At 65.7% G+C, this 20,998-nt stretch carries 21 protein-coding genes; 13 read left to right on the forward strand and 8 right to left on the reverse strand.

From position 1 onward, the window contains the following. Nucleotides 1-20: 20 nt before the first annotated feature. The 6 genes from J3E64_RS01180 to glmU all read right to left on the reverse strand — a co-directional run bounded on the left by J3E64_RS01180 (nt 21) and on the right by glmU (nt 5,775). Nucleotides 21-257 carry a twin-arginine translocase TatA/TatE family subunit gene (locus J3E64_RS01180; protein WP_253338736.1) on the reverse strand — a complete coding sequence of 79 codons (237 nt, stop codon included), beginning with the start codon at nt 255-257 and terminating at the stop codon, nt 21-23. 27 nt (nt 258-284) lie between these two features. Further along, entirely contained in the window at nt 285-878 is a 594-nt protein-coding gene (gene scpB / locus J3E64_RS01185) for an SMC-Scp complex subunit ScpB (RefSeq protein WP_253338738.1), read from the reverse strand. Next, nucleotides 875-1,660 carry a ScpA family protein gene (locus J3E64_RS01190; RefSeq protein ID WP_253338740.1) on the reverse strand — a complete coding sequence of 262 codons (786 nt, stop codon included), beginning with the start codon at nt 1,658-1,660 and terminating at the stop codon, nt 875-877. The genes scpB and J3E64_RS01190 overlap by 4 nt, the downstream gene beginning before the upstream one ends. Nucleotides 1,661-1,682: 22 nt before the next feature. Continuing rightward, nucleotides 1,683-3,506, reverse strand: coding sequence for a glutamine--fructose-6-phosphate transaminase (isomerizing) (gene glmS, locus J3E64_RS01195; RefSeq protein WP_253338742.1), 1,824 nt, complete (start codon nt 3,504-3,506; stop codon nt 1,683-1,685). Nucleotides 3,507-3,607: 101 nt separating this feature from the next. Further along, complete coding sequence (locus J3E64_RS01200; protein ID WP_253338744.1) at nt 3,608-4,483, reverse strand: metallophosphoesterase; 876 nt, start codon at nt 4,481-4,483, stop codon at nt 3,608-3,610. Beyond that, the gene (gene glmU / locus J3E64_RS01205; RefSeq protein ID WP_253339378.1) at nt 4,480-5,775 is read right to left on the reverse strand and encodes a bifunctional UDP-N-acetylglucosamine diphosphorylase/glucosamine-1-phosphate N-acetyltransferase GlmU; all 1,296 of its coding nucleotides are present in this window, start codon (nt 5,773-5,775) and stop codon (nt 4,480-4,482) included. Before glmU ends, J3E64_RS01200 begins: the two co-directional genes overlap by 4 nt. A 153-nt stretch (nt 5,776-5,928) precedes the next feature. Between glmU and J3E64_RS01210 the strand changes: the two genes are divergently transcribed. Next, entirely contained in the window at nt 5,929-6,597 is a 669-nt protein-coding gene (locus J3E64_RS01210; RefSeq protein ID WP_253338747.1) for an HAD family hydrolase, read from the forward strand. After that, a complete protein-coding gene (locus J3E64_RS01215) occupies nt 6,594-7,355 on the forward strand; it encodes an enoyl-CoA hydratase-related protein (protein ID WP_253338749.1) in 762 nt (253 codons plus the stop codon). The genes J3E64_RS01210 and J3E64_RS01215 overlap by 4 nt, the downstream gene beginning before the upstream one ends. A gap of 68 nt (nt 7,356-7,423) precedes the next feature. Here the strand turns inward: J3E64_RS01215 and J3E64_RS01220 are convergent, their stop codons facing one another. Then, the gene (locus tag J3E64_RS01220; protein WP_066762587.1) at nt 7,424-7,552 is read right to left on the reverse strand and encodes an entericidin A/B family lipoprotein; all 129 of its coding nucleotides are present in this window, start codon (nt 7,550-7,552) and stop codon (nt 7,424-7,426) included. Between the two features lie 346 nt (nt 7,553-7,898). Then, nucleotides 7,899-8,855: a cell wall hydrolase gene (locus J3E64_RS01225; RefSeq protein WP_253338751.1), complete on the reverse strand. Its 957-nt coding sequence runs from the start codon at nt 8,853-8,855 to the stop codon at nt 7,899-7,901. Nucleotides 8,856-9,065: 210 nt separating this feature from the next. On the opposite strand from J3E64_RS01225, the gene J3E64_RS01230 reads away from it, so the two are divergent. The 11 genes from J3E64_RS01230 to murD all read left to right on the forward strand — a co-directional run bounded on the left by J3E64_RS01230 (nt 9,066) and on the right by murD (nt 20,966). After that, entirely contained in the window at nt 9,066-10,061 is a 996-nt protein-coding gene (locus J3E64_RS01230) for a cysteine synthase A (protein ID WP_253338753.1), read from the forward strand. A gap of 41 nt (nt 10,062-10,102) precedes the next feature. Further along, complete coding sequence (locus J3E64_RS01235; protein WP_367398590.1) at nt 10,103-10,432, forward strand: hypothetical protein; 330 nt, start codon at nt 10,103-10,105, stop codon at nt 10,430-10,432. Between the two features lie 3 nt (nt 10,433-10,435). Then, nucleotides 10,436-11,698 carry a GldG family protein gene (locus tag J3E64_RS01240; RefSeq protein ID WP_253338763.1) on the forward strand — a complete coding sequence of 421 codons (1,263 nt, stop codon included), beginning with the start codon at nt 10,436-10,438 and terminating at the stop codon, nt 11,696-11,698. A 192-nt stretch (nt 11,699-11,890) separates the two neighbouring features. Next, nucleotides 11,891-12,388, forward strand: a complete 498-nt coding sequence (locus J3E64_RS01245; protein ID WP_253338765.1) for a division/cell wall cluster transcriptional repressor MraZ — start codon at nt 11,891-11,893, stop codon at nt 12,386-12,388. Further along, nucleotides 12,388-13,362: a 16S rRNA (cytosine(1402)-N(4))-methyltransferase RsmH gene (rsmH, locus tag J3E64_RS01250; protein ID WP_253339380.1), complete on the forward strand. Its 975-nt coding sequence runs from the start codon at nt 12,388-12,390 to the stop codon at nt 13,360-13,362. Before J3E64_RS01245 ends, rsmH begins: the two co-directional genes overlap by 1 nt. Next, on the forward strand, nt 13,359-14,009 hold the full coding sequence (locus J3E64_RS01255; RefSeq protein WP_253338767.1) for a colicin transporter: 651 nt from the start codon (nt 13,359-13,361) through the stop codon (nt 14,007-14,009). Before rsmH ends, J3E64_RS01255 begins: the two co-directional genes overlap by 4 nt. Beyond that, nucleotides 14,009-15,724, forward strand: a complete 1,716-nt coding sequence (locus tag J3E64_RS01260; protein ID WP_253338769.1) for a penicillin-binding protein 2 — start codon at nt 14,009-14,011, stop codon at nt 15,722-15,724. Before J3E64_RS01255 ends, J3E64_RS01260 begins: the two co-directional genes overlap by 1 nt. Then, the gene (locus tag J3E64_RS01265) at nt 15,721-17,166 is read left to right on the forward strand and encodes a UDP-N-acetylmuramoyl-L-alanyl-D-glutamate--2,6-diaminopimelate ligase (protein WP_253338771.1); all 1,446 of its coding nucleotides are present in this window, start codon (nt 15,721-15,723) and stop codon (nt 17,164-17,166) included. Before J3E64_RS01260 ends, J3E64_RS01265 begins: the two co-directional genes overlap by 4 nt. Next, nucleotides 17,163-18,554 (forward strand): UDP-N-acetylmuramoyl-tripeptide--D-alanyl-D-alanine ligase, encoded by a 1,392-nt coding sequence (murF, locus tag J3E64_RS01270; protein ID WP_253338773.1) that lies wholly within the window; start codon nt 17,163-17,165, stop codon nt 18,552-18,554. Before J3E64_RS01265 ends, murF begins: the two co-directional genes overlap by 4 nt. Beyond that, a complete protein-coding gene (mraY, locus tag J3E64_RS01275) occupies nt 18,554-19,627 on the forward strand; it encodes a phospho-N-acetylmuramoyl-pentapeptide-transferase (RefSeq protein ID WP_253338775.1) in 1,074 nt (357 codons plus the stop codon). Before murF ends, mraY begins: the two co-directional genes overlap by 1 nt. Before the next feature lie 4 nt (nt 19,628-19,631). Beyond that, nucleotides 19,632-20,966 (forward strand): UDP-N-acetylmuramoyl-L-alanine--D-glutamate ligase, encoded by a 1,335-nt coding sequence (murD, locus tag J3E64_RS01280; RefSeq protein ID WP_253338777.1) that lies wholly within the window; start codon nt 19,632-19,634, stop codon nt 20,964-20,966. The last annotated feature ends 32 nt before the right edge of the window (nt 20,967-20,998 follow it).

Below are 20,998 nucleotides of genomic sequence, written 5' to 3' on the forward strand. Positions count from 1 at the left end.
CGCTATCCGGTTATGGACTTTTAGGCCTTGGTCTTTTCTTCGGTTGCGCTCGGCGCATCCTGTTCCGGTACGCGATGGCCCTCGATGCGCGTCGCAGGCTTGGTCGGGACGTCATCGTCGTCGTCGGCCATGCCCTTCTTGAAGCTCTTTATGCCCTTGGCAACATCGCCCATCAGGCCGGAGATGCGACCGCCGCCGAACAGCAGCATGACGACCAGGAGCACGATCACCCAGTGCATCAGCGAGAAGGAACCCATAACAAATACTCCTGAAAGGAGGCCTATCTAGGCCTCTTCCCCATCATTTTCCAGAACGGATTGGCCGCCCAGACCCTCCAGCGCAAGATCGACGGGATCGAGAAGACCCGCCGCACGCAGGTCTTCCAGGCCGGGCAGGTCGCGCCGGCTGCTAAGGCCGAAATGTGTCAGAAAATCTACGGTCGTGGCATAAATCAGGGGGCGGCCGGGCACTTCGCGGCGTCCAGCGGGGCGAATCCAGCCAGCTTCCATCAGCACGTCCAGCGTACCCTTGGCCACCTGAACGCCGCGGATCGCCTCGATTTCCGCGCGGCTGACCGGTTCGTGATAGGCGATGATGGCCAGTGTTTCCATCGCCGCGCGCGACAATTTGCGCGGTTCATCCTTTTCCCGTCGCAATATATGAGCAAGGTCCGCCGCTGTCTGGAAGTGCCAGCGGCCGCCCCGTTCGACCAGATTGATCCCCCGCCCGGCATAATCGCCGGCAAGGCGCGTCAGCGCGGCAGGCAGATCGCCGGCGTCGCCGACATGCAGGCGCAACTCCGCCGGGGTCATGGGTGCCTCGGCCACGAACAGCGCGGCTTCGACCGCGCGCAGGAAATCGTCCGGTTCCGTTGTCATGATGATGATCCGGCAAGCGGTGCGGGCGGGGCAACGCGCAGATAGAGAGGAGCGAATATGCCATCCTGCCTTATCTCCAGCTTGCCCTGCCGCGCCAGTTCCAGTGCCGCGACGAAGCTGCTGGCGCGCGCGGACCGGGTGCGGGCTGGGTCCAGCCCGTCGGGCAGGAAGGATTCGAGCGTCGTCCAGTCGATCGCCATGCCGACCAGCGATCCGACCCGGTGTATCGCCTCATCCAGCGTCATGACGGGCCGCACCGCGATGGTGTGCACCACCGGCTGGGTGCGAGCCCGGATCTGGCCATAGGCCTGGATCAGGTCGTAAAGGTCCGCGCGCCACCGCGCCTTTCTCACCAGCCGCAACCCTTCCGGCCGGCGGCGCGCAAATACGTCGCGGCCGACGCGGTCGCGCGCCATCAGCCGGGCGGCGGCGTCGCGCATGGCATTCAGTCGCTGAAGCCGCAATTGCAGCCGTAGCGCCAGTTCCTCCGGGCTGGGATCGGCCTGTTCCTGCCGGGGCAGCAGCAAGGAGGATTTGAGATAGGCGAGCCAGGCCGCCATCACCAGATAATCTGCCGCCAGTTCGAGCTTCAACTCCCGCGCACCGTCGATGAAAGCCAGATATTGCTCGGTCAGCGCGAGGATGGAAATTTCGCGCAAGTCGACCTTCTGGGTGCGCGCAAGCGTCAGCAGCAGGTCCAGCGGCCCTTCCCAATGGTCGAAGCTGACGGTCAGCATGTCGGGCCGGGGGATGGGGGGCAGGTCGAACAGATCCTCGTTCATGCCGCCCCCGTTCCGGCGCAGGTCATTCCACCGTGACCGATTTCGCCAGGTTGCGCGGCTGGTCGACGTCCGTGCCCTTGAGCACCGCGACATGATAGGCGAGCAACTGGACCGGCACCGCATAGACCATGGGCGCGATCAGTGGATGAACCTTGGGCATGGTGATCGTCGCTATGCACCCTTCGCCTGCCGCCTGAACCCCGTCATAGTCGGAAATGAGCACGACCTTGCCGCCACGCGCCTGCACTTCCTGCATGTTGCTGACCGTCTTTTCGAACAGCGGGCCACTGGGTGCAAGCACGATCACGGGAACCTGGTCGTCGATCAGCGCGATCGGACCGTGCTTCATCTCGCCCGCGGCATAGCCTTCGGCGTGGATATAGCTGATTTCCTTGAGCTTGAGCGCGCCTTCCAGCGCCAGCGGATAGTCCGGCCCGCGGCCCAGATAGAGGACGTCGCGCGCCGCCGCGACCAGATGCGCCATGGCCTCGATCGATTCGTCATAGGCCAGCGCGGCGTTGAGCGCTGCCGGGGCCTCGGCCAGATGGCGCACCAGTTCCTTTTCCGCCTTCTCGTCCAGCCGCCCCTTGGCACGGGCAAGGTTGGCCGCGAGCGCGGCCAGTACCGCAAGCTGGCAGGTAAAGGCCTTGGTCGACGCGACGCCGATTTCCGGCCCCGCATGGGTTGGCAGCAGCAGGTCGGCCTCGCGCGCCATGGTGCTGGTCGGAACATTGACGACGGCGGCGATCTTCTGGCCTTCCGCCCGCGCGTGACGCAGCGCCGCCAGCGTGTCGGCGGTCTCGCCCGACTGGCTGATGACGATCATCAGCCCGCCATCCTCCATCACCGGGTCGCGGTAGCGAAACTCGCTGGCGACGTCGATGTCGACGGGCACGCGGGCGAATTGCTCGAACCAGTATTTCGCGACCATACCGGCATAATAGCTGGTGCCGCAGGCGACGATGGTGACACGTCGGATCGACCCCAGGTCGAAATCGGGCACGGGCAGCGACACCTGGTCGTCCATCCGGCGCAGATAGGATCGAAGCGTCTGGGCTACGACCACCGGCTGCTCGTAAATCTCCTTGAGCATATAGTGGCGGTGATTGCCCTTGGAGATAAGTTCGCCGGTCACGCCGGAAATGGTAATTGGGCGCTCGACGGGCTTGTCATCCTTGTCGAAAATATCCGCGCCGTCCTTCGTGATGACGACCCAGTCGCCTTCTTCCAGATAGGCGATGCGCTGGGTCAGCGGGGCCAGCGCCAGGGCGTCGGAGCCGAGAAATGTCTCGCCCTCGCCATAGCCGACCACAAGCGGCGATCCGAGCCGGGCGCCGATCAGCAAGTCGGGATGGCTACGGAACAATATGGCGAGCGCGAACGCGCCGTGCAGGCGTGGCAGCACCTGGGCGACGGCGTCCTTCGGGCTTGCGCCCTGTTCGACCAGTTCGCTTACCAGGTGGGCGACGACCTCCGTATCGGTCTGGCTGTCGAAATGACGGCCGCGCGCCTGCAATTCATCGCGTAGCGTCTTGAAATTCTCGATGATGCCGTTGTGGACCAGCGCGACCTCGCCGGTGGCATGGGGGTGGGCATTGCTGGTCGTAGGCGCGCCGTGGGTGGCCCAGCGGGTGTGGGCGATGCCCGTCGTGCCCGGCAGCGGTTCCCCCGCCAGTTCCTTCACGAGGTTGGCAAGCTTCCCCTCAGCGCGGCGTCGTTCGATCGCGCCGTCATGGACGGTGGCGACGCCCGCACTGTCGTAGCCGCGATATTCAAGACGCTTGAGTCCATCGACAAGCCGTTCCGCCACGTCTTCCTTGCCGATGATTCCGATGATGCCGCACATATGTCGATACGCCCCGCCGATCCGAATGACCCTGACCCGCGCCTAGCGCAGGAAAATGGCCATGCCATTAACGCGGCCGTCATGACAGGGGGGGCGGACGATTATTGGACGTCGGGCGCAGGACGGATCGTCACCAGCCAGATGTCGGGCGGCGCCAGCAGCCGGATGGGCAGGCCGCTGGTGCCGACGCCCGCCGCCACGATCATAAGTTTCGCGCCGTCGCGATACAGGCCGCAGGCATAGCGCGTTCCATATCTTGAGGGCACATAGACGATCCCGGCGAAGGGCAGGGCGACCTGTCCGCAGTGGGTGTGGCCAACCAGGGCCAGGATCGGCGCATCGGGCAGCGGCGGAAAGACGTCCGGCCCGTGCGACAGGAGCACCGGGGCGCCGCCCACGCGGGCCATCGCCGCCAGTGTGGCGCCGATGTCGGGCTTGCGGGTGTAGATGTCCTTCACCCCGCCGATGGCCAGCGGCCCGCGTCGGACGGCACCGTCCTGCAACAGGGTGATCCCTATCTTCGAAAAAGCCGCGCGCCAGTCAGGCTGGCTGAGCGCCCGCCGGTTTTTCCGGCTGCGGCTGTCATGATTGCCCAGCACGGCGACCACGCCCAGCGGGGCGCGGAGAGAGGCGAAGGAAGCGATGCTCGCCCGCGCGTCATAAATGGCGCCGCCCTTGGCATCCCCGATATAGTCGCCGCCCAGCAGGATGAGATCGGGATGCAGGGCGTTGATCCGCGCCACGATCCGCGCCATCCGTGCCGGGCTGTTGTCCGGTCCCGACAAATGCGTGTCTGTCAGCAGCGCGACGGTTACCGGTCGCCGCGGTGCACCGGGGGGATAGGGCAAGGCGATGTCTGCCCGCCGTACCACCGGCATGGCGCGGGCGTTCATCACCAGCCATCCCAGAACGGCGACGATCAGCAGGAGAAGGATGGCGACACCGGTCAGGACCGGATAGCGCCCGGCTCCCTTCACCCCTTCGCCGCCTTGCGTGCCTTCATCTTCTCCCGAAAACGCCTGGCCCAGCCGGGCTTGTTGTCCTGCGCCGGGCGGACGAGGCAGAGCGCGTCGGCTTCTACCGGCTTCGTGACCACGCTGCCGGCGCCGACGATTGCGCCCGCGCCGATGCTCGCAGGGGCGACCAGCGCGCTGTTGGAGCCGATGAAGGCGCCCGCGCCGATTTCGGTCCGGTATTTCAGGAAGCCGTCATAATTGCAGGTAATCGTCCCCGCCCCGATGTTGGCATCCGCCCCGACCGTGGCGTCGCCGATATAGGACAGGTGATTGGCCTTGGCCCCTTCGCCCAGGCTCGATTTCTTGATCTCGACGAAATTGCCGACCTTAGCCTTGGGGCCGATGTCCGCGCCGGGCCGCAGCCGGGCATAGGGGCCGATCGCCGCGCCGCTGGCGACGCGGGCGCCTTCCAGATGGGAAAAGGCGTGGATGACCGCGCCGTCCGCGACGGATACGCCGGGGCCGAACACGACGTTGGGTTCCACCACCACGTCGCGGCCCAGGATCGTGTCGTGGGCGAAGAACACCGTGTCCGGCGCGACCAGGGTCGTCCCTTCGCGCATCGTCTCGATCCGGCGGCGTGCCTGCCACAGTGCCTCTACCGCGGCCAGTTCGATCCGGCTGTTGACTCCCGCGACTTCCCAGGCGTCGGTTTCGATGACAGCGCTCTGGGCGCCCGGCAGCATCACGACATCGGGCAAATAATATTCGCCCGCCGCATTGTCGTTGCCGATCTGGTCCAGCAGCACGAACAGATCGGTGGAACGCACTGCCATCAGCCCGCTGTTGCACAGGGTCACGGCGCGTTCCGCTTCGCTGGCGTCCTTATACTCCACCATCTTGTCGATGATGCCCTGTCCGTCGGCGATGATGCGGCCATAGGCGGCGGCATCGTCCGGGCGGAAGCCCAGCACCACCGCGCGCGGTTCGTCGCCCCGGCTCAGCCGGTCCAGCATCGCCCGCATCGTATCCGCCCGCACGAGCGGCACGTCACCGTACAGGATCAGGATGTCGCCCGCGAAGCCGGCCAGCGCATCATGGGCCTGGGCCACGGCGTGACCGGTCCCCAGTTGCTGTTCCTGCACGGCGATGACGGCACCGGTGCCCGCCACGGCCTTCTCCACCTGATCGCGGCCCGCGCCCACGACCACTACCTGCCGCTCCGGCGCCAGCGTGCCGACGCTTGCCAGCAGGTGCAGCAGCATCGGCCGGCCGGCAATCGGGTGAAGAACCTTGTGAATCGACGATTTCATGCGCGTGCCTTGCCCTGCGGCAAGGATGATCACGGCGAGCGGGCGGGGCAGGGTCACTTCGGGTCGGTCCTTATGCAAAGCGCGGTTCGACGGGTGCGCTCTGTGCCATGTTTGGCTTGCCTTTGCCACCGCGCACGCGGCATGGGGCTGGCCATGGCACGCTTTCCCTTCGACATTGTCGGCTTCGACCTCGACGGCACCCTGCTAGACACCAGCGGCGATCTGGCGGCGGCGGTCAATCATGCGATCGGCACAATCGGTCGTCCACCATTTCCCACTGCCGACATCCGGCCGTTCGTGGGCAAGGGGGCCAAGGTGATGCTCCAGCGTGCGCTCGCCGCTTCGGGCGGCTGCGACGATGCGATGCTGGAGACGACGCTGCCCATCCTGCTCGATTATTATCAGCAGAATCTGGCGGTCCATACCGTGCCCTATCCGGGGCTTATCGCGGCAATGGACGAACTGGCGGCGGCCGGGGTAAGCTTGGCCATCTGCACCAACAAGGCGGAACGCTTTACCTTGCCGTTAATGCGCCAGATCGGCCTGTCGGACCGGTTTGCCGCGATCGTGGGTGGTGACACGGTGGGGGTGGCCAAGCCCGATCCCGCCCCCATCCATGCCATGATCGACCGGGCTGGGGGCGGGCGCGCGATTTTCCTGGGCGACACGATCAATGACATTGCCGGCGCGCGCAATGCCGGTATCCCGAGCATCGCGGTCAGTTTCGGCTTCCTCGACGGACCGGTCGAGGCGCTGGAGGCGGATGCGGTAATCGATCATTTCGACGAACTGGCTCCCCTGCTGGAAAGCTGGTCGGCGTGACGCTGCGGCTGGAGCGGGACGGGCCGGTCGCCCGGCTGCTGATCGACCGGCCCGAACGGCGCAACGCCATGACCCAGGCCATGTGGGAGACGCTGCCCGCGCTGGTCGCACAGGCGATGGCCGACGATGCCGTGCGTGTCCTGATCCTCGGTTCAGCAAGGCCGGGTCTGTTCTGTGCAGGAGCCGATATTGACGAATTTGCCCGCCATTCGGGCGAGGAAAAATGGCGGATCGCCAATCAGGCGGCGATCCGCTCTACCCAATATGCTCTAGCCCATGCCGAAAAGCCCGTGCTCGCCGCAATCGACGGCGATTGCGTAGGCGGCGGATGCGGGCTCGCCCTCGCCTGTGACCTGCGGATCGCCGCGCCGCACGCGCGGCTGGGCATCACGCCCGCGAAGCTGGGGATCGTCTATTCGTTGTTCGACACGAAGTTGTTGGTCGATCTGGTGGGACCGGCGCGGGCCAAGCGAATCCTGTTCACCGGCATGTTGCAGAACGCGCAAACCGCACTCGCTATCGGCCTGATCGACGAAATCGCAGCCGACCCGATGGCCGCAGCCGAACGGCTAGCCCTGACGATCGCTGCCAATGCCCGGCATAGCGTACGATCGTCCAAGGCGATGATTCGCCGCATCCTGGACGGACAGGCGGACGACGACGACGTGACGCTGGCCTTGTTCCGCGATGCCTTCACCCTGCCGGACTTCGCCGAAGGCGTCGCCGCTTTTCGCGAAAAACGGCGTCCGGATTTCTGAAGCTGAAAAAAATGGCCCGCTCCGGTGGGAGCAGGCCATCCAGGAAAGGGAACCGTCAGGAAAAAGCGTCAGTCCGCCGCGTCTTCCACTGCCTTGCCTGCGCTCTGCACGTCGCGACCCGCACCTTCGACCGTATTGCAGGCCGCGACCATCAGCGAACCCGTCAGCAGAAGGGCGGCCAGGATCTTCTTCGTCATCGAAAATCTCCTCGTGGAACATGTGGCCGCGCATCTTTCAACGAAGCGGCAACGCGAGGGAAAACCCGCAGTTACGCAAAGCGTTCCGCTATCAAAATCATTATAATTTGAGGATGTTGCCGCCGAAAAAAGCTGAGCCCGGAACGCGTCGGGGGGGGGGAGAAACGTTCCGGGCTCATGTTATTGTGGATAGCAAGAGCGGGGGGCAAAAGATTTGCTATCCGAAATGTAGAACCCGCAAGGAATGATAAGGTTCCGGGCGATCTGCTAATTTCCTGCTTTTTTATTTTCGCGTTTATCAGTTGTTTCGGCGGTAAACCGAGCATTAACGGCAAAAAAACGCGTCTCAGGTAAGCGGGCGGCCGCTGTTGCGATATTCGGGGCGAATGGTGGATTCGGGGAGCGCGTCGTCTTCGCGCGGGGACCGGGGTAGCGGCGCCGCAGTCCAGCCGGTCGATGGGGGGGCGGCGAACGGCGGGGCCGAAATGGGCGCCAGTTCGACAGGCGCAACCGGCTTTTGCGGCCAAACGCGGCGAGCAGGCCCGGAAATCCATTCATGACCGCCATAGGCGACGGTGAACGCCGCGGGTGTCCCGTTAAAGCCCGGATTGCGATAGAAGATGTGCGCCCCGATCACCGCAACGGGGTTAAGGCTGGACGACCAGGCCGGGCGCACCGCCAGGGTATGATAATGGGTGGCGAGGCCGACAGGGGCATAGACGTGACCGTCAAGGGCGTCCTGAGCCACCCGGCGCGCACGTGCCCAGGCTGCTGCTGCGGGCATTCGCGCCATGGAGCCGTCGCAGCTGAAGGTGAACTGGCACCGGAAATCCAGCCTTTCCGACCCTTCGTAGATGACACCGCAGACCGTATCGGGCCAGAGCCGGCTGCGCACGCGGTTCAGCACCACCTGTGCCACCGCGCGCTGCCCGTCCTCCGGTTCGTTGCCTGCCTCATAATAGACCGCGTTGGTCAGGCAGTTGACCGCGCGATAGCTGTCGAGCGCGGTCATGCCGCGAAACAGCGCCGCGGGCGCGGCCTTGACCGCGTCCAGTCCCAGCACATGCGCACTTCTTACGGTTTCGACGCCGGGCGCCGGATCGAACGCCCCTTCGGCGAAGAAGAAGGCGGAACCGGGAAAGTTCGCGCCCGGCTCCTCGGCCGGATCGACGGGTGGAGGCGTGCCTTCCAGCATGTCGAGCGGGGCGGCGGTGATCAGATGGGGCGCGACGAGCAGAAGCAGCGCGACCGCAAGAATCGCGCCGCGTCCCTTCCATCCCACTATCCGCAGCCAGCGCGGCATATGCCATCCTTGCCAAAAAGAACGCGGCCACCGCCGCCCGGATGTGAGCCATAGGCGAAAACCCTTGACGCTTCGCCCTCGCTTTTCGCGCTGTACCGGGATGGGACGCACACTCGCGCAAAAGTTAACGGGGCAGGGCAAGCGGCCCTTTGCGCGTGCCATCATTCCATTGCTTGGCAAAGCGACCACGCCTCCGCTATGCGTGGCGCCATGCAATCTGGACCCAACAGCCTGGCGCTGATCGGCAACACTCCGCTGGTGCGCCTCGCCGGCCCGTCGGAAGCGACAGGCTGCGACATTTTCGCCAAGTGCGAATTCGCCAACCCCGGCGCCTCGGTCAAGGACCGTGCGGCGCTTTTCATCGTGAACGATGCCGAGGAAAGGGGGGTGCTTCAGCCCGGCGGGACGATCGTCGAGGGGACGGCGGGCAATACCGGCATCGGCCTGGCGTTGGTGGCCAATGCCAAAGGCTACAAGACGATCATCGTCATGCCCGAGACGCAGAGCCGGGAAAAGATGGATACGCTGCGTGCACTGGGCGCCGAACTGGTGACAGTGCCGGCGGCGGCCTATTCCAATCCCGGCCATTTCGTGCACACCTCCCGCCGGATCGCGGAGGAGACGGAAAATGCGATCTGGGCCAACCAGTTCGACAATATCGCCAACCGCAAGGCGCACATCGTCGGCACCGCCGAAGAAATATGGGCGCAGATGGATGGCCGGATCGATGGATTTACCTGCGCGGCCGGGACCGGCGGGACGATCGCCGGCGTGGGGCTGGGCCTGAAGGCCAGGGACGATCGGGTCACGATAGCACTGAGCGATCCGCACGGCGCCGCACTCTATAATTATTATGCCCATGGCGAACTCAAGGCCGAAGGCAGCTCGGTCGCGGAAGGGATCGGCCAGGGGCGTATCACAGCCAATCTCGAAGGCGCGCCCATCGACACGCAATTTCGCCTGTCCGACGAGGAGGGGCTCTACTGGGTCCGGCGCCTGCTGGCGGAAGAGGGGCTGTGCCTGGGCCTGTCATCGGGGATCAATGTCGCGGGCGCCGTGGCGCTGGCGAAGCAGCTCGGGCCGGGTCGGCGGATTGCGACCATATTGTGCGACACCGGCTTCCGTTATCTTTCGACGCTATACAATCGCGCCTGGCTGGAAGCGAAGGGCTTGACGATATTCCCTTGGCTGACGCAAGCTGGGTGATCGCCGACACGGGTCGCGGCGCAGGCAGCGAGAGCGCAGACATGGCTGAAACACCCCGCCGCGTGGAAGGGTTGCAGCGCGTCCAGATCGGTCTCACCGGTCTGGCGGGAGTGGTGCTGCTGGTCGGCCTGGCGAACATCGTGATAGACAAGGCGCGCATCGACGATGCTGCCGCGCCGCCTCCGACGATGCCGGCAGCGACGGCAAATGCGGTCGCGCCGAAGGAGCCGCTGGCCGAACTGGGCGTGCAACCGGCGCCGGACCAGGCGCCGGTCGTGCCCGATCTTCAGCCGGACCCCAATCTGAACAAGCCGATGGATCAAGATCCGGCGGGACCCGAGCAGCCACCGCAAAATTCCCCGCAGAACTGATCGATGACAACCGCCGGGGCTATGACCGCCATCCGGGCGGGCCTGGGCCGATTCCTCGGTTTGTGGGTGCCGATGCTGCTGGTTCTGCTGGCGGGGCTGGCGCGTGCCTGGCTGACGGGGCAGGCGGACCCGTGGGATTGGGCGGGCGCAGCCTTGGCGGTATTGGCGCTCACCGGCCTGATATCGGCTACGCACGGAACGCCGCTGCTCGTCTGGGCGGCATTGGGCGTTTGCGGGTCGGTGCTGCTGTTTTGCGCCTTCGCGGCGATGCGACTGCCCGATGGTCCGGCAGCAGCCGGCATCGTTTTCGTCGCCTTGCTGGCCGTGCTCGGCGGCGCGTGGCTGCGCGCTCCCCCCGGTCGGGTGACAGTCGCGCTTGAACGACACCGGGCATGGAGCAGGCTGTCTGGCCTGGCCCTGCTGGCAATGGCGGCATTGTTGCAGTGGCGCGGGCCGGTTCAGCCGCTCAGGCCTGCTGCCGAACGTCCGCTGCTCGCAATCCTGACCGGCCTGCCGCTGTTCTGGGCAGAGCCGGGCCGGGATGGGACAGGCCCCCGCGACGCGCCGATCACCGCGGTCCTGCGCACCCGGTTCAGCCTGCTCCCCATCGACGATCCCGCCGCACTGGTGCCGTCCCGTGCGCGCCTCTTGCTGCTGGCCCAGCCCCGCGCCCTCCCGCCTGAGGGACTGGTCGCGATCGATCGCTGGGTGCGTGCGGGCGGCACTGCGCTGGTCCTCGCGGACCCGCTGCTGGATTGGCCTTCGACGCTTCCACCCGGAGACCGCCGCCGTCCACCGCCGACCAGCCTGATAGCTCCCATGCTCGCCCACTGGGGTTTCGCTCGATCCGGACAGGATGATACCGAAAAACGGCACTTTTTGCCCGACGGGGGATTGCTGGTCCTGTCGGGAACGGACCTGTTCGACGCGCTTCCTGCGCGTCGCAAGGTCGGTCGCGGATCGGTGCTGCTGGTGGGTGACGCGGATCTGATCGACGACCGGCTGTGGCTCGCCGATCCGGCCCGACCGCTCGACCCGCGTGCATGGAGCGCGGAAACGCCGGCCCGGCTGGCGCGATGGCTGGGCGCGGGGATGCCGCGGCCGCGCCGCTGGATGCGTGACGGCGATGCCGTCGTCCTTGCCCTTCGCGCCGCGTTTCTGGCCGGGACGATCTGGGCGATCCTGGGAAGCATGATGTTCCGCCCCGCTTTCCACGCGCGATGGTGGATTCCCCAGACCCGGGAGAAAACAGAAAAAACGGACTGAAAACGCTGTATCCCAAATAAATCCGGTTTTTCCCGACCTCACCCAAAAAATCCCTTCCCCTCTCGCCCCGTGCTTGGTAGGAAAACCAGCATTGGGGTTTTCAGGCGTTGATCAGTCCTGGCGTCGGGATTCGCGGATGCGATTCCGGCGGTCGGAAGCCTGTGCTCCACGCAACAGGGGTCAGTTTCCAGCGTGTCGGACGCCATTCTCTATTCGGGCAACGCATTCAGCGTAGCGGACGGCAAGGGCCGGTTCGTGCTGCCCCTGGAGATGCGCAAGCTGGTCAAGCAGGCCAGCGGCGGCGAAAACCGGCTCTGCCTGTCCGTGCATCTCGAAAATGGCTGCGCAACCGGTTTCGGCCTTTCCCACAAGCAGTTTCTGTTCGACGAGGTGGGCGAACTGGAACGTCTCGCGCGGGAAGCCGGGCGTCCCTTCAACGGCGACCTGGAGCGCGAGAATCGCCTCGGCACGATCGAGGACGTGAATTTCGACGATGGCGGTCGTTTCTTCCTGCATCCCGACATCAAGGAAGAGGCGGGAATTGACGACGCCATCTTCTTCTACGGTGTCGGTCGCTATTTCCAGATCTGGCAGCCCGAGGCGCTGGTCGCCAGTCCCGAACGCCCCGCGCTCATCCGCAACAAGGTCCGCCGCTGGCTCGATGCGCGCGCGGCTGGGGGCAGCAAGTGATCCCGCCGCCTGCCGATCCGGCCGATGCCGGTGCGCCTCATGTGCCTGTCCTGCTCGCAGAGGTGCTGGGTGCGCTCGCCATAGCCCCGGGCGAGGTGCATATCGACGGTACGTTCGGAGCGGGCGGCTACTCCAGCGCCATGGCGCGCGCCGGCGCCCGCGTCTTCGCCTTCGATCGCGACCCCGATGCGATCCGGGAAGGGCAGGGCATGGCCGATGCGTCCGGCATCGCGCTGATTCCCGGCGAGTTTTCGCGCATGGCCGAGTTGCTGGCCGAGCGCGGCATCGCCCAGGTGTCCGGCGTGACGCTGGACATCGGTGTTTCCTCGATGCAGCTGGACCGGCCCGAGCGCGGCTTTTCCTTCCAGTCCGACGGCCCGCTCGCCATGACGATGAGCCAGGATGGCATGAGCGCCGCCGATTTCCTCAACACCGCCCCCGAAGAGGAAATTGCCGACGTCATCTATCGCTACGGCGAAGAGCCGCGTTCGCGCCGCGTTGCCCGTGCCATTGTCGATGCCCGGCCGCTTGAGCGTACCGGGCAACTCGCCGCGGTCGTTCGCCGCGCGCTGGGCTACAAGCCGCATGACAAGAAGGATCCGGCGACGCGGACATTTCAGGCCATCCGCATCCATGTGAACCGCGAGCTGGAGGAGCTGGAGCGCGGGCTGGAAGCAGCCGAGTCGCTGCTTGCGGAGGGAGGGCGGCTCGCGGTCGTTACCTTTCACAGCCTTGAGGACCGCATCGTGAAGCAGTTCCTGCGCGGTCGCAGCGGCGGAGAAGGCGGCGGTTCGCGCCATTTGCCCGAACGCGCGGCCGGCCCCGCACCGACCTTCGCCAAGCCCGCCAAGCCGGTTCGTCCCGGCGCCGCCGAACTGGCGCACAATCCCCGTGCCCGCTCCGCCACGCTGCGCAGTGCCGTCCGTACCTCAGCCCCCGCCCTTTCGTCCCATCGCCGGAGTGTCCGCCCATGATCGCCGTCAAGAGGTTGCAAAGCCTGATCTGGGTCATCCTGGTCGCGCTCGGGGCATTGGGGGCTTATATGGTTTCGCTCAAGGTGGCGACCGAGCGCAACGAACTGATGCGCGTCCGGGGTCAGATCATCGCGGCGAAAGCCGACATCCGCTATCTGGAAACCGAATTCAGCGCGCGGTCGTCGATGCGACAGCTGGAAAGCTGGAACCAGCATGATTTTCTTTATGCGACGCCAACCGCCCAGCAATATCTGGGGGGCGAGCGCGCGCTGGCGCAGCTTGACGGTATTCAGCCCAACGGGCCGGACTATGTCGCGCCGCCGGTGATGGTGGCCATGGCGGAAACGCCCGCCGACCTGCCGTCCGCACCGCTGAAAGCGCCCGAAAGTCCCGCCGCGAGCCAGATCCGCAGCGACATCGCCGTGATTCGGGAGGCTCACGCGGCCGACAATGTCGACAAGATCGCCCGGCCAGAGCCGCGCTCGCCCGCGCAGCAGGCCAGTGCCGACGCCGACCTGTCCAGGCCCAACCCCATCGCACGCAAGGCGGAACGCATGGCGATGCTGGATGCCAAGCTGCTGGATGACAGCACATTGGGCGATATCAGTGCCCGCGCCGCGCGCGAGCGCAAGAAGGGGGCGCAATAATGGCCACGGTTATCGTGCAACCGGGCGGCCCGCGTGCCGGGCGCCAACGGGTCAACCTGACTGCGCTGGCGCACAATCGGTTGATGCTGCTGCTCATCCTGTTCATGGCCATCACTCTGGCGGTGGTCGGTCGGCTCACCTGGGTGGGCCTGTTTGCGCATGGTGCCGGCGGGGACGGGGCGCTGGGTCCGTTCGTGCCCGCCCGCGCGGACATCGTAGATCGCAACGGCGTGCCCCTGGCGCGTACGATGGACGCCTATTCGATCGCGGTCCGACCCTCCAAACTGATCGGCGAACCTGCGGAGCTTGCCCGCAAGCTGCATGAAATCTTTCCCGACGAGGCGGAAGCGACTTTCTACAAGAAGCTGAGCGGCACGGGCTGGGCCTATCTGCGCCGGCGGGCCCTGCCGGAACAGGTGGCGGCGGTCAACGCGCTGGGTGAGATCGGCATCGAATTCCCGCGCGAGAAGGAACGGCTCTATCCGCAGCGCACGCTGGCCGCGCATGTGCTGGGCTTTGCGCCCAACAGCGAAGGGGTCGGCGGCATGGGTGTGGAGGCGGCCTTCAACGACCGGCTGACCGATCCTGCCTTGCGCAGCCAGCCCTTTGTCCTTTCTATCGACAGCCGGGTGCAAGGCGCGCTGGAAAGCGAACTATACGCGCAGATGGTGTCCCAGAATGCCAAGGGCGCAGGCGGCGTCATCATGGACGTCAATAGCGGCGAAGTGATCGCCATGGCGTCCATTCCGGTGTTCGATCCGAACAAGCTCAAAAATTATTCGGGCAAGCGGTGCAGCGAATCGCCGATCTGCAACCATATCATCCAGGCGCGTTACGAACTGGGGTCCACCTTCAAGCCGCTGTCGATCGGCGCGGCGATGGATCGCGGCATCGTGACGTCGATGAGCAAGCGCTACGATGCAACCCAGCCGCTGGCCGTCGGCGGTTTCCGGATCAAGGACGACCACCCGCTGGGCCGGTGGATCAACGTGCCCGAAACGCTGGTCCACAGTTCCAACATCGCGACCGCCAGGATCGCCGACGAAATGGGCGCGGAACCGATGCAGCAGCTTTTCCGCAGCCTGCATTTCAACGATCGCGCGCCGATCGAGCTGAAGGAGCGCGCCGGTACCCTGTGGCCGGTGAACTGGGGCCGGATCACGACCATGACAGTGTCGTACGGTCACGGCATCGCGGTCACGCCGCTGCATCTGGCCGCGGCCTATTCCGCATTGGTGAATGGCGGCATATGGCGCCCTGCCACGCTGCGCAAGCTGAAGCCCGAAGAGGTGCCGCAGGGGCATCGTGTCTTTTCCGCCGCCACCAGCGCGCGGATGCGGCAATTGTTGCGCATGATCGTGGCGGCGGGTACAGGTCGCAGTGCCGACGCCAAGGGATACCGGGTGGGCGGCAAGACGGGTTCGGCAGAAAAGCCCGAAGAGGGCCGCTATAACAAGAGTTCGCTGGTGACCACTTTCGCGTCCGCCTTTCCGATGGACAATCCCCGCTATGTCGTGCTCGCGATGATGGACGAGCCCAAGGGCAACGCCCAGACCTTTGGCCTGCGCACCGCCGCGTGGACGGCCGCGCCGGTGGTCAAGCGGGTGATCGAACGGACCGGCCCGATGCTGGGCGTGATGCCCGACGAACGGCGCGACGTCGACATTTCCGACCTGATGCCGTTGCTGTGGAAGCCCAAGGAGGCGAGCGAATGACGCGCCTGTCGGCGCTGCTGGACGGGCTGGATGCGACGATCCACGGCGATGCACCGGGCGATCCGGCCGTTACCGGTTTCGCCATCGACAATCGCAAGGTTGCGCCGGGCACGGTCTTCGGCGCCTTCCGGGGGCTGCGCGCCAATGGCGAGGATTTCATCGCCGACGCGGTGAAGGCCGGGGCGATCGCGGTCGTGGCGCGGCCCGAAGCGAGCGTAGAGGGCGTCATTCACATCGCCCACCCCAATCCGCGTCGCCTGTTCGCGCGGGTCGCGGCGCGCTATTTCGCGCCCTTCCCGGACGTGACCGTGGCGGTCACCGGCACCAACGGCAAGACCAGCACGGTCGAACTGGTGCGGCAGATATGGCGGATGCTGGGTTTCGCGTCGGCGTCGATCGGCACGTTGGGCGTCACGACATCGGTCGATCAGGTGTCGACCGGCCTGACCACGCCCGACATCGTCACATTCCTCGCCAACATGTCCGGGCTGCGGCGCGAGGGCGTGACCCACGCCGCGTTCGAGGCGTCGAGCCATGGCCTCGACCAGTATCGCACCGAAGGCCTGCCGGTCATGGCCGGCGGTTTCACCAACCTGTCGCGCGACCATCTCGACTATCATGGCGACATGGACCGTTATTTCGATGCCAAGATGCGCCTGTTCGATGATGTCGTCGCGCAGGACGGCGCGGCGGTGGTCTGGGCCGACGACGCGTGGTCGACCAAGGTGATCGACCGGGTCCGTGCGCGCGGTTTGCAGCTGCTGACGGTCGGCGAGCAGGGTGAGACGCTGCGTCTGGTCCAGCGCACCCCGACACATCTGGGTCAGACGCTGTCGATCGAGGCGGGCGACACGCGCTTCACGGTCAATCTGCCGCTGATCGGCGCCTATCAGGCGGCAAACGCCCTGACCGCGGCGGGGCTCGTCATCGCAACGGGCGCCGATACGGCGAAGGTGCTCGAACTGCTCGCCCGCGTCCAGCCGGTACGCGGGCGTCTGGAGCGCGCCGTCATCAGCAAGGCCGGCGCGCCGGTCTATGTCGACTATGCCCACACGCCCGACGGCCTGCGCGCAGCGATTGAGGCGCTGCGGCCGCATACCAGGGGGCGCCTTATCGCCCTGTTCGGCGCGGGGGGCGATCGTGACGCGGGCAAGCGCCCGCAAATGGGCAAGGTTGCGGCGGACCTGGCCGATCATGTCATCGTCACCGACGACAATCCCCGGTCGGAAGATCCGTCAGCCATCCGCGCTGCCGTGCTGGCTGGCGCACCCGAGGCGCTGGAAATCGGCGGTCGCCGGGCCGCAATCGCCGCTGCCATCGACATGGCGGGCGCCGATGACATTGTGCTGCTCGCGGGCAAGGGGCACGAACAGGGACAGATTATCGGCGACAGGGTCCTGCCGTTCGATGACGTAACGGTCGCGCGGGAGTGCGCCGGTTGAGCGAGTTGTGGAACGCGCAGGACATTGCCTTGGCAACGGACGGCGCCGCGTCGGCGCCGTTCGCCGTTTCAGGCGTCGCCTTCGACAGCCGTGAAGTCGGCCCCGGCGACCTGTTCGTTGCGATGAAGGGGGAAACGACCGACGGGCACCGTTTCGTCGAGCAAGCATTCGCGCAGGGCGCTTCGGGCGCTGTCGTGAGCACGCCCGTCGATCATCCCCACATTCTTGTGCGCGACAGCGCCGCCGCGCTCGAAGCCATGGGAAGATCCGGGCGCGAGCGCATGAAAGGCCAGATAATCGGCGTCACCGGTTCGGTCGGGAAAACTGGCACGAAGGAAGCCTTGTATCTGGCGCTGGACCGCGCGGTGCCGGGAAAGGTTCATCGATCCGTCAAGAGTTACAACAACCATGTCGGCGTGCCGCTCAGCCTTGCGCGGATGCCGCGCGACAGTGCTTTCGGCATATTTGAAATGGGCATGAACCATGCCGGCGAACTGGCTGTCCTGACACGACAAGTGCGTCCCCATATTGCCATCGTTACCGCCATCGCCCCCGCGCATATCGAATTTTTCGGGACGGAAGCGAAGATCGCCGAAGCGAAGGCCGAGATTTTCGAAGGGCTGGAACCTGGAGGAACGGCGATCATCCCTTATGACAGCCCGCATGTCGCCATCCTCTACAACAAGGCCGAACGGCACGCGGCGCGGATTTTGACGTTCGGCATGAACCGCGATGCCGATGTGCACGCGATTGAAAGCGTCCCGGCCCGTGGTGGCGGGACGCTTGTCACGGCGAAGCTGCCGGAGGGCGAACTCTGCTTCACCGTTGCGGCCCCGGGCGATCACTGGGTGTCAAACGCGCTCGCCGTGCTGACGGCCGTCGAGGCGGTGGGCGGCGACATTGCCGCCGCCGGTCTTGCGCTGGCGGAGATGCCCGGCCTCCCGGGACGCGGCGCGCGTCGCGCGCTGGCGCTGCCGGGCGGTGAGGCGCTGCTGATCGACGAAAGCTACAATGCCAACCCGCTGTCCATGGCCGCGACGCTGAAGCAGTTGGGCAGTGAGCCGGCAGACCGCCGCCTCGCCATATTGGGCGGTATGCGGGAATTGGGCAGCCGCAGTGCGGAACTGCACGCAGGCCTGGCCGGCGCGCTGGAAACCGGGCGCGTCGATTTCGCCGTTCTCGTCGGCGAGGAGATGGCTCCGCTTGCCGACGCGCTCGACGGCGTCATTCCCTATGCCCATGTTCCGGACGCCGCGTCGGCCATCCGGCTTACGCAAACCGAAATGCGCGCGGGGGACGCTATCCTCGTCAAGGGCTCCAATGGCATCGGCCTGTCCCGGCTGGTGGCGGCCCTGGCAAGCGATGCCCGCGACGGAGATTCCGACTGATGCTCTACTGGCTAGCCCAGAACCTTGATTTTGCAGGCGTGTTCAACCTGGTCCGCTACCTGTCCTTTCGTGCCGGTGCCGCGATCGCCACGGCGCTGCTGATCGGCCTGCTGATCGGTCCCCGGTTCATCGGCTGGCTGCGCGTGCGCCAGGGCAAGGGGCAGCCGATCCGCACCGACGGGCCGCAGACCCATCTCGCCAAGCGCGGCACACCCACCATGGGCGGTCTCATGATCCTGACATCCATGGTCGTTTCCGTGCTGCTCTGGATGGATTTGAGTTCCACCTATGTGTGGGCCTGCCTGTTCGTGACCCTGGGTTTCGGCGCGATCGGCTTTCTCGACGATTATGACAAGGTGACCAAGGCCAGCCACAAGGGGCTGTCGGGCAAGGCGCGTCTGCTGTTCGAATTCCTGATCGCGGGCGTTGCTGCCTGGATGATCGTGCACCAGCATGGCAACACGGCATTATACGTCCCATTCTACAACGGACCTGCGATCGAACTGGGGCCTTTCTATTTCTGCTTTGCCGCCTTCGTCATCGTTGCGTTCGGCAATGCCGTGAACCTGACCGACGGGCTGGACGGCCTGGCGACCATGCCGGTGATCATCGCCAGCCTTGCTTTCCTGCTGATCGTCTATCTGGTCGGGCGCGCCGATTTCGCGGAATATCTGGGCATCCCCCATGTGCCGGGCGCGGGCAATCTGACCATATTGTGCGGCGCGATCGTCGGTGCGGGGCTGGCGTTCCTGTGGTTCAACGCGCCCCCCGCCGCGGTTTTCATGGGCGACACCGGCTCCCTGGCGCTCGGCGGCACCATCGGCGTCATCGCGGTCACCGCCCATCATGAAATCGTGCTGGGCATCATCGGCGGCCTGTTCGTCGTGGAGGCACTGTCGGTGATCATCCAGGTGTTTTTCTACAAGCGCACCGGCAAGCGGGTGTTCAAGATGGCGCCGATCCACCATCATTTCGAACAGATGGGCTGGGCCGAACCGACCGTGGTGATACGTTTCTGGATCATCGCCTTCGTGCTGGCGCTCGCCGGCCTCGCCACCTTGAAGCTGAGGTAAGCGGATGATCGTTTCGGATGCTTTCCAGGGGAAGACTTATGCGGTGCTGGGGCTGGCGCGCTCGGGTCTGGCAACGGTCGACACGCTGGTGGCGAGCGGGGCGCGGGTCGTCGCCTGGGACAGCCGCGAGGAAGCGCGCGCCCTGGTCGCCGGCAAGGCGGAGATTGGCGATCCGATGGAAATCGATCTGGCCGGATTCGACGGGATCGTCGTGTCGCCCGGCGTGCCGCTCAACCGGCATCCCATCGCCATGCGTGCGAAGCTGGCGGGCGTGCCGATCATCGGGGACATCGAGCTGTTCGCACTCGCCCGCCCGACGCTGCCGCCCCACAAGGTTGTCGGCATCACCGGCACCAACGGCAAGTCGACCACGACGGCGCTGATCCACCATATCGTCCAACAGGCCGGCTACCCCGCGGTGATGGGCGGCAATATCGGCCTGCCCATCCTGAGCCAGCCGCCGCTGGAACCGAATCTGAAGGGGCCGGGCGTCTATGTTCTGGAACTGTCGAGCTACCAGATCGACCTGACCCGCAGCCTCGACTGCGACGTCGCGGTGCTGCTCAACATCACGCCCGATCATCTGGATCGCTACGACGGGTTCGAAGGCTATGTCGCGTCCAAGGCGCGATTGTTCGCCATGCAGTCACGAGGCCATGGAGTCGCCGTCATCGCAACCGAGGATGAGCCAAGCGTTGCGATTGCCGCCCATCTCCAGCGGGTCGATGTGCGACGGGGCGACGTAATAGAAGTTGGTATCGGAGACATTGATCCCGCGGATCAATTGACTTGGCCCTCACTGCAAGGCCCACACAATGCGCAGAATGCGGCTGTTGCCATTGCGGTGGCGCAGGCGCTCGGCATAGACGACGCCACCATCGCCAACGCCCTCGCCAGCTACGCCTCGCTCCCCCATCGGATGCAGGCCGTGGCGACTCGGGACGGCGTCCTCTACGTCAACGACAGCAAGGCGACCAATCCCGCCTCCACGGCACCCGCGCTCGCCGCATGGCCGGCGAAAGACGGCAAGCCGCGCATCCACTGGATCGTCGGCGGTCTCGCCAAGACCGACAATCTGGACGAGTGTGCGCCGTATTTCGCCAATGTCGCCCACGCCTATACCATCGGCGAAGCGGGGCATATGTTCGCCGATCTGCTGCGCCCCCATATGGCCGTGGATGACAGTGAAATGCTAAGCGCCGCCGTTCGCCGTGCGGCGCGGGTTGCCCGGCCGGGCGACGTCGTGCTGCTGTCGCCGGCCTGTGCGAGTTTCGATCAGTTCCGGGATTTCGAGGCGCGGGGCGACGCATTCGTGGCGGCCGTGAACGCGCTGGAATGATGGGCGCGGGGGGCGAGCATAGGATGGAAGGA

The organism is Sphingobium sp. OAS761 (assembly GCF_024168485.1).
In the GTDB taxonomy this organism is placed as follows: domain Bacteria; phylum Pseudomonadota; class Alphaproteobacteria; order Sphingomonadales; family Sphingomonadaceae; genus Sphingobium.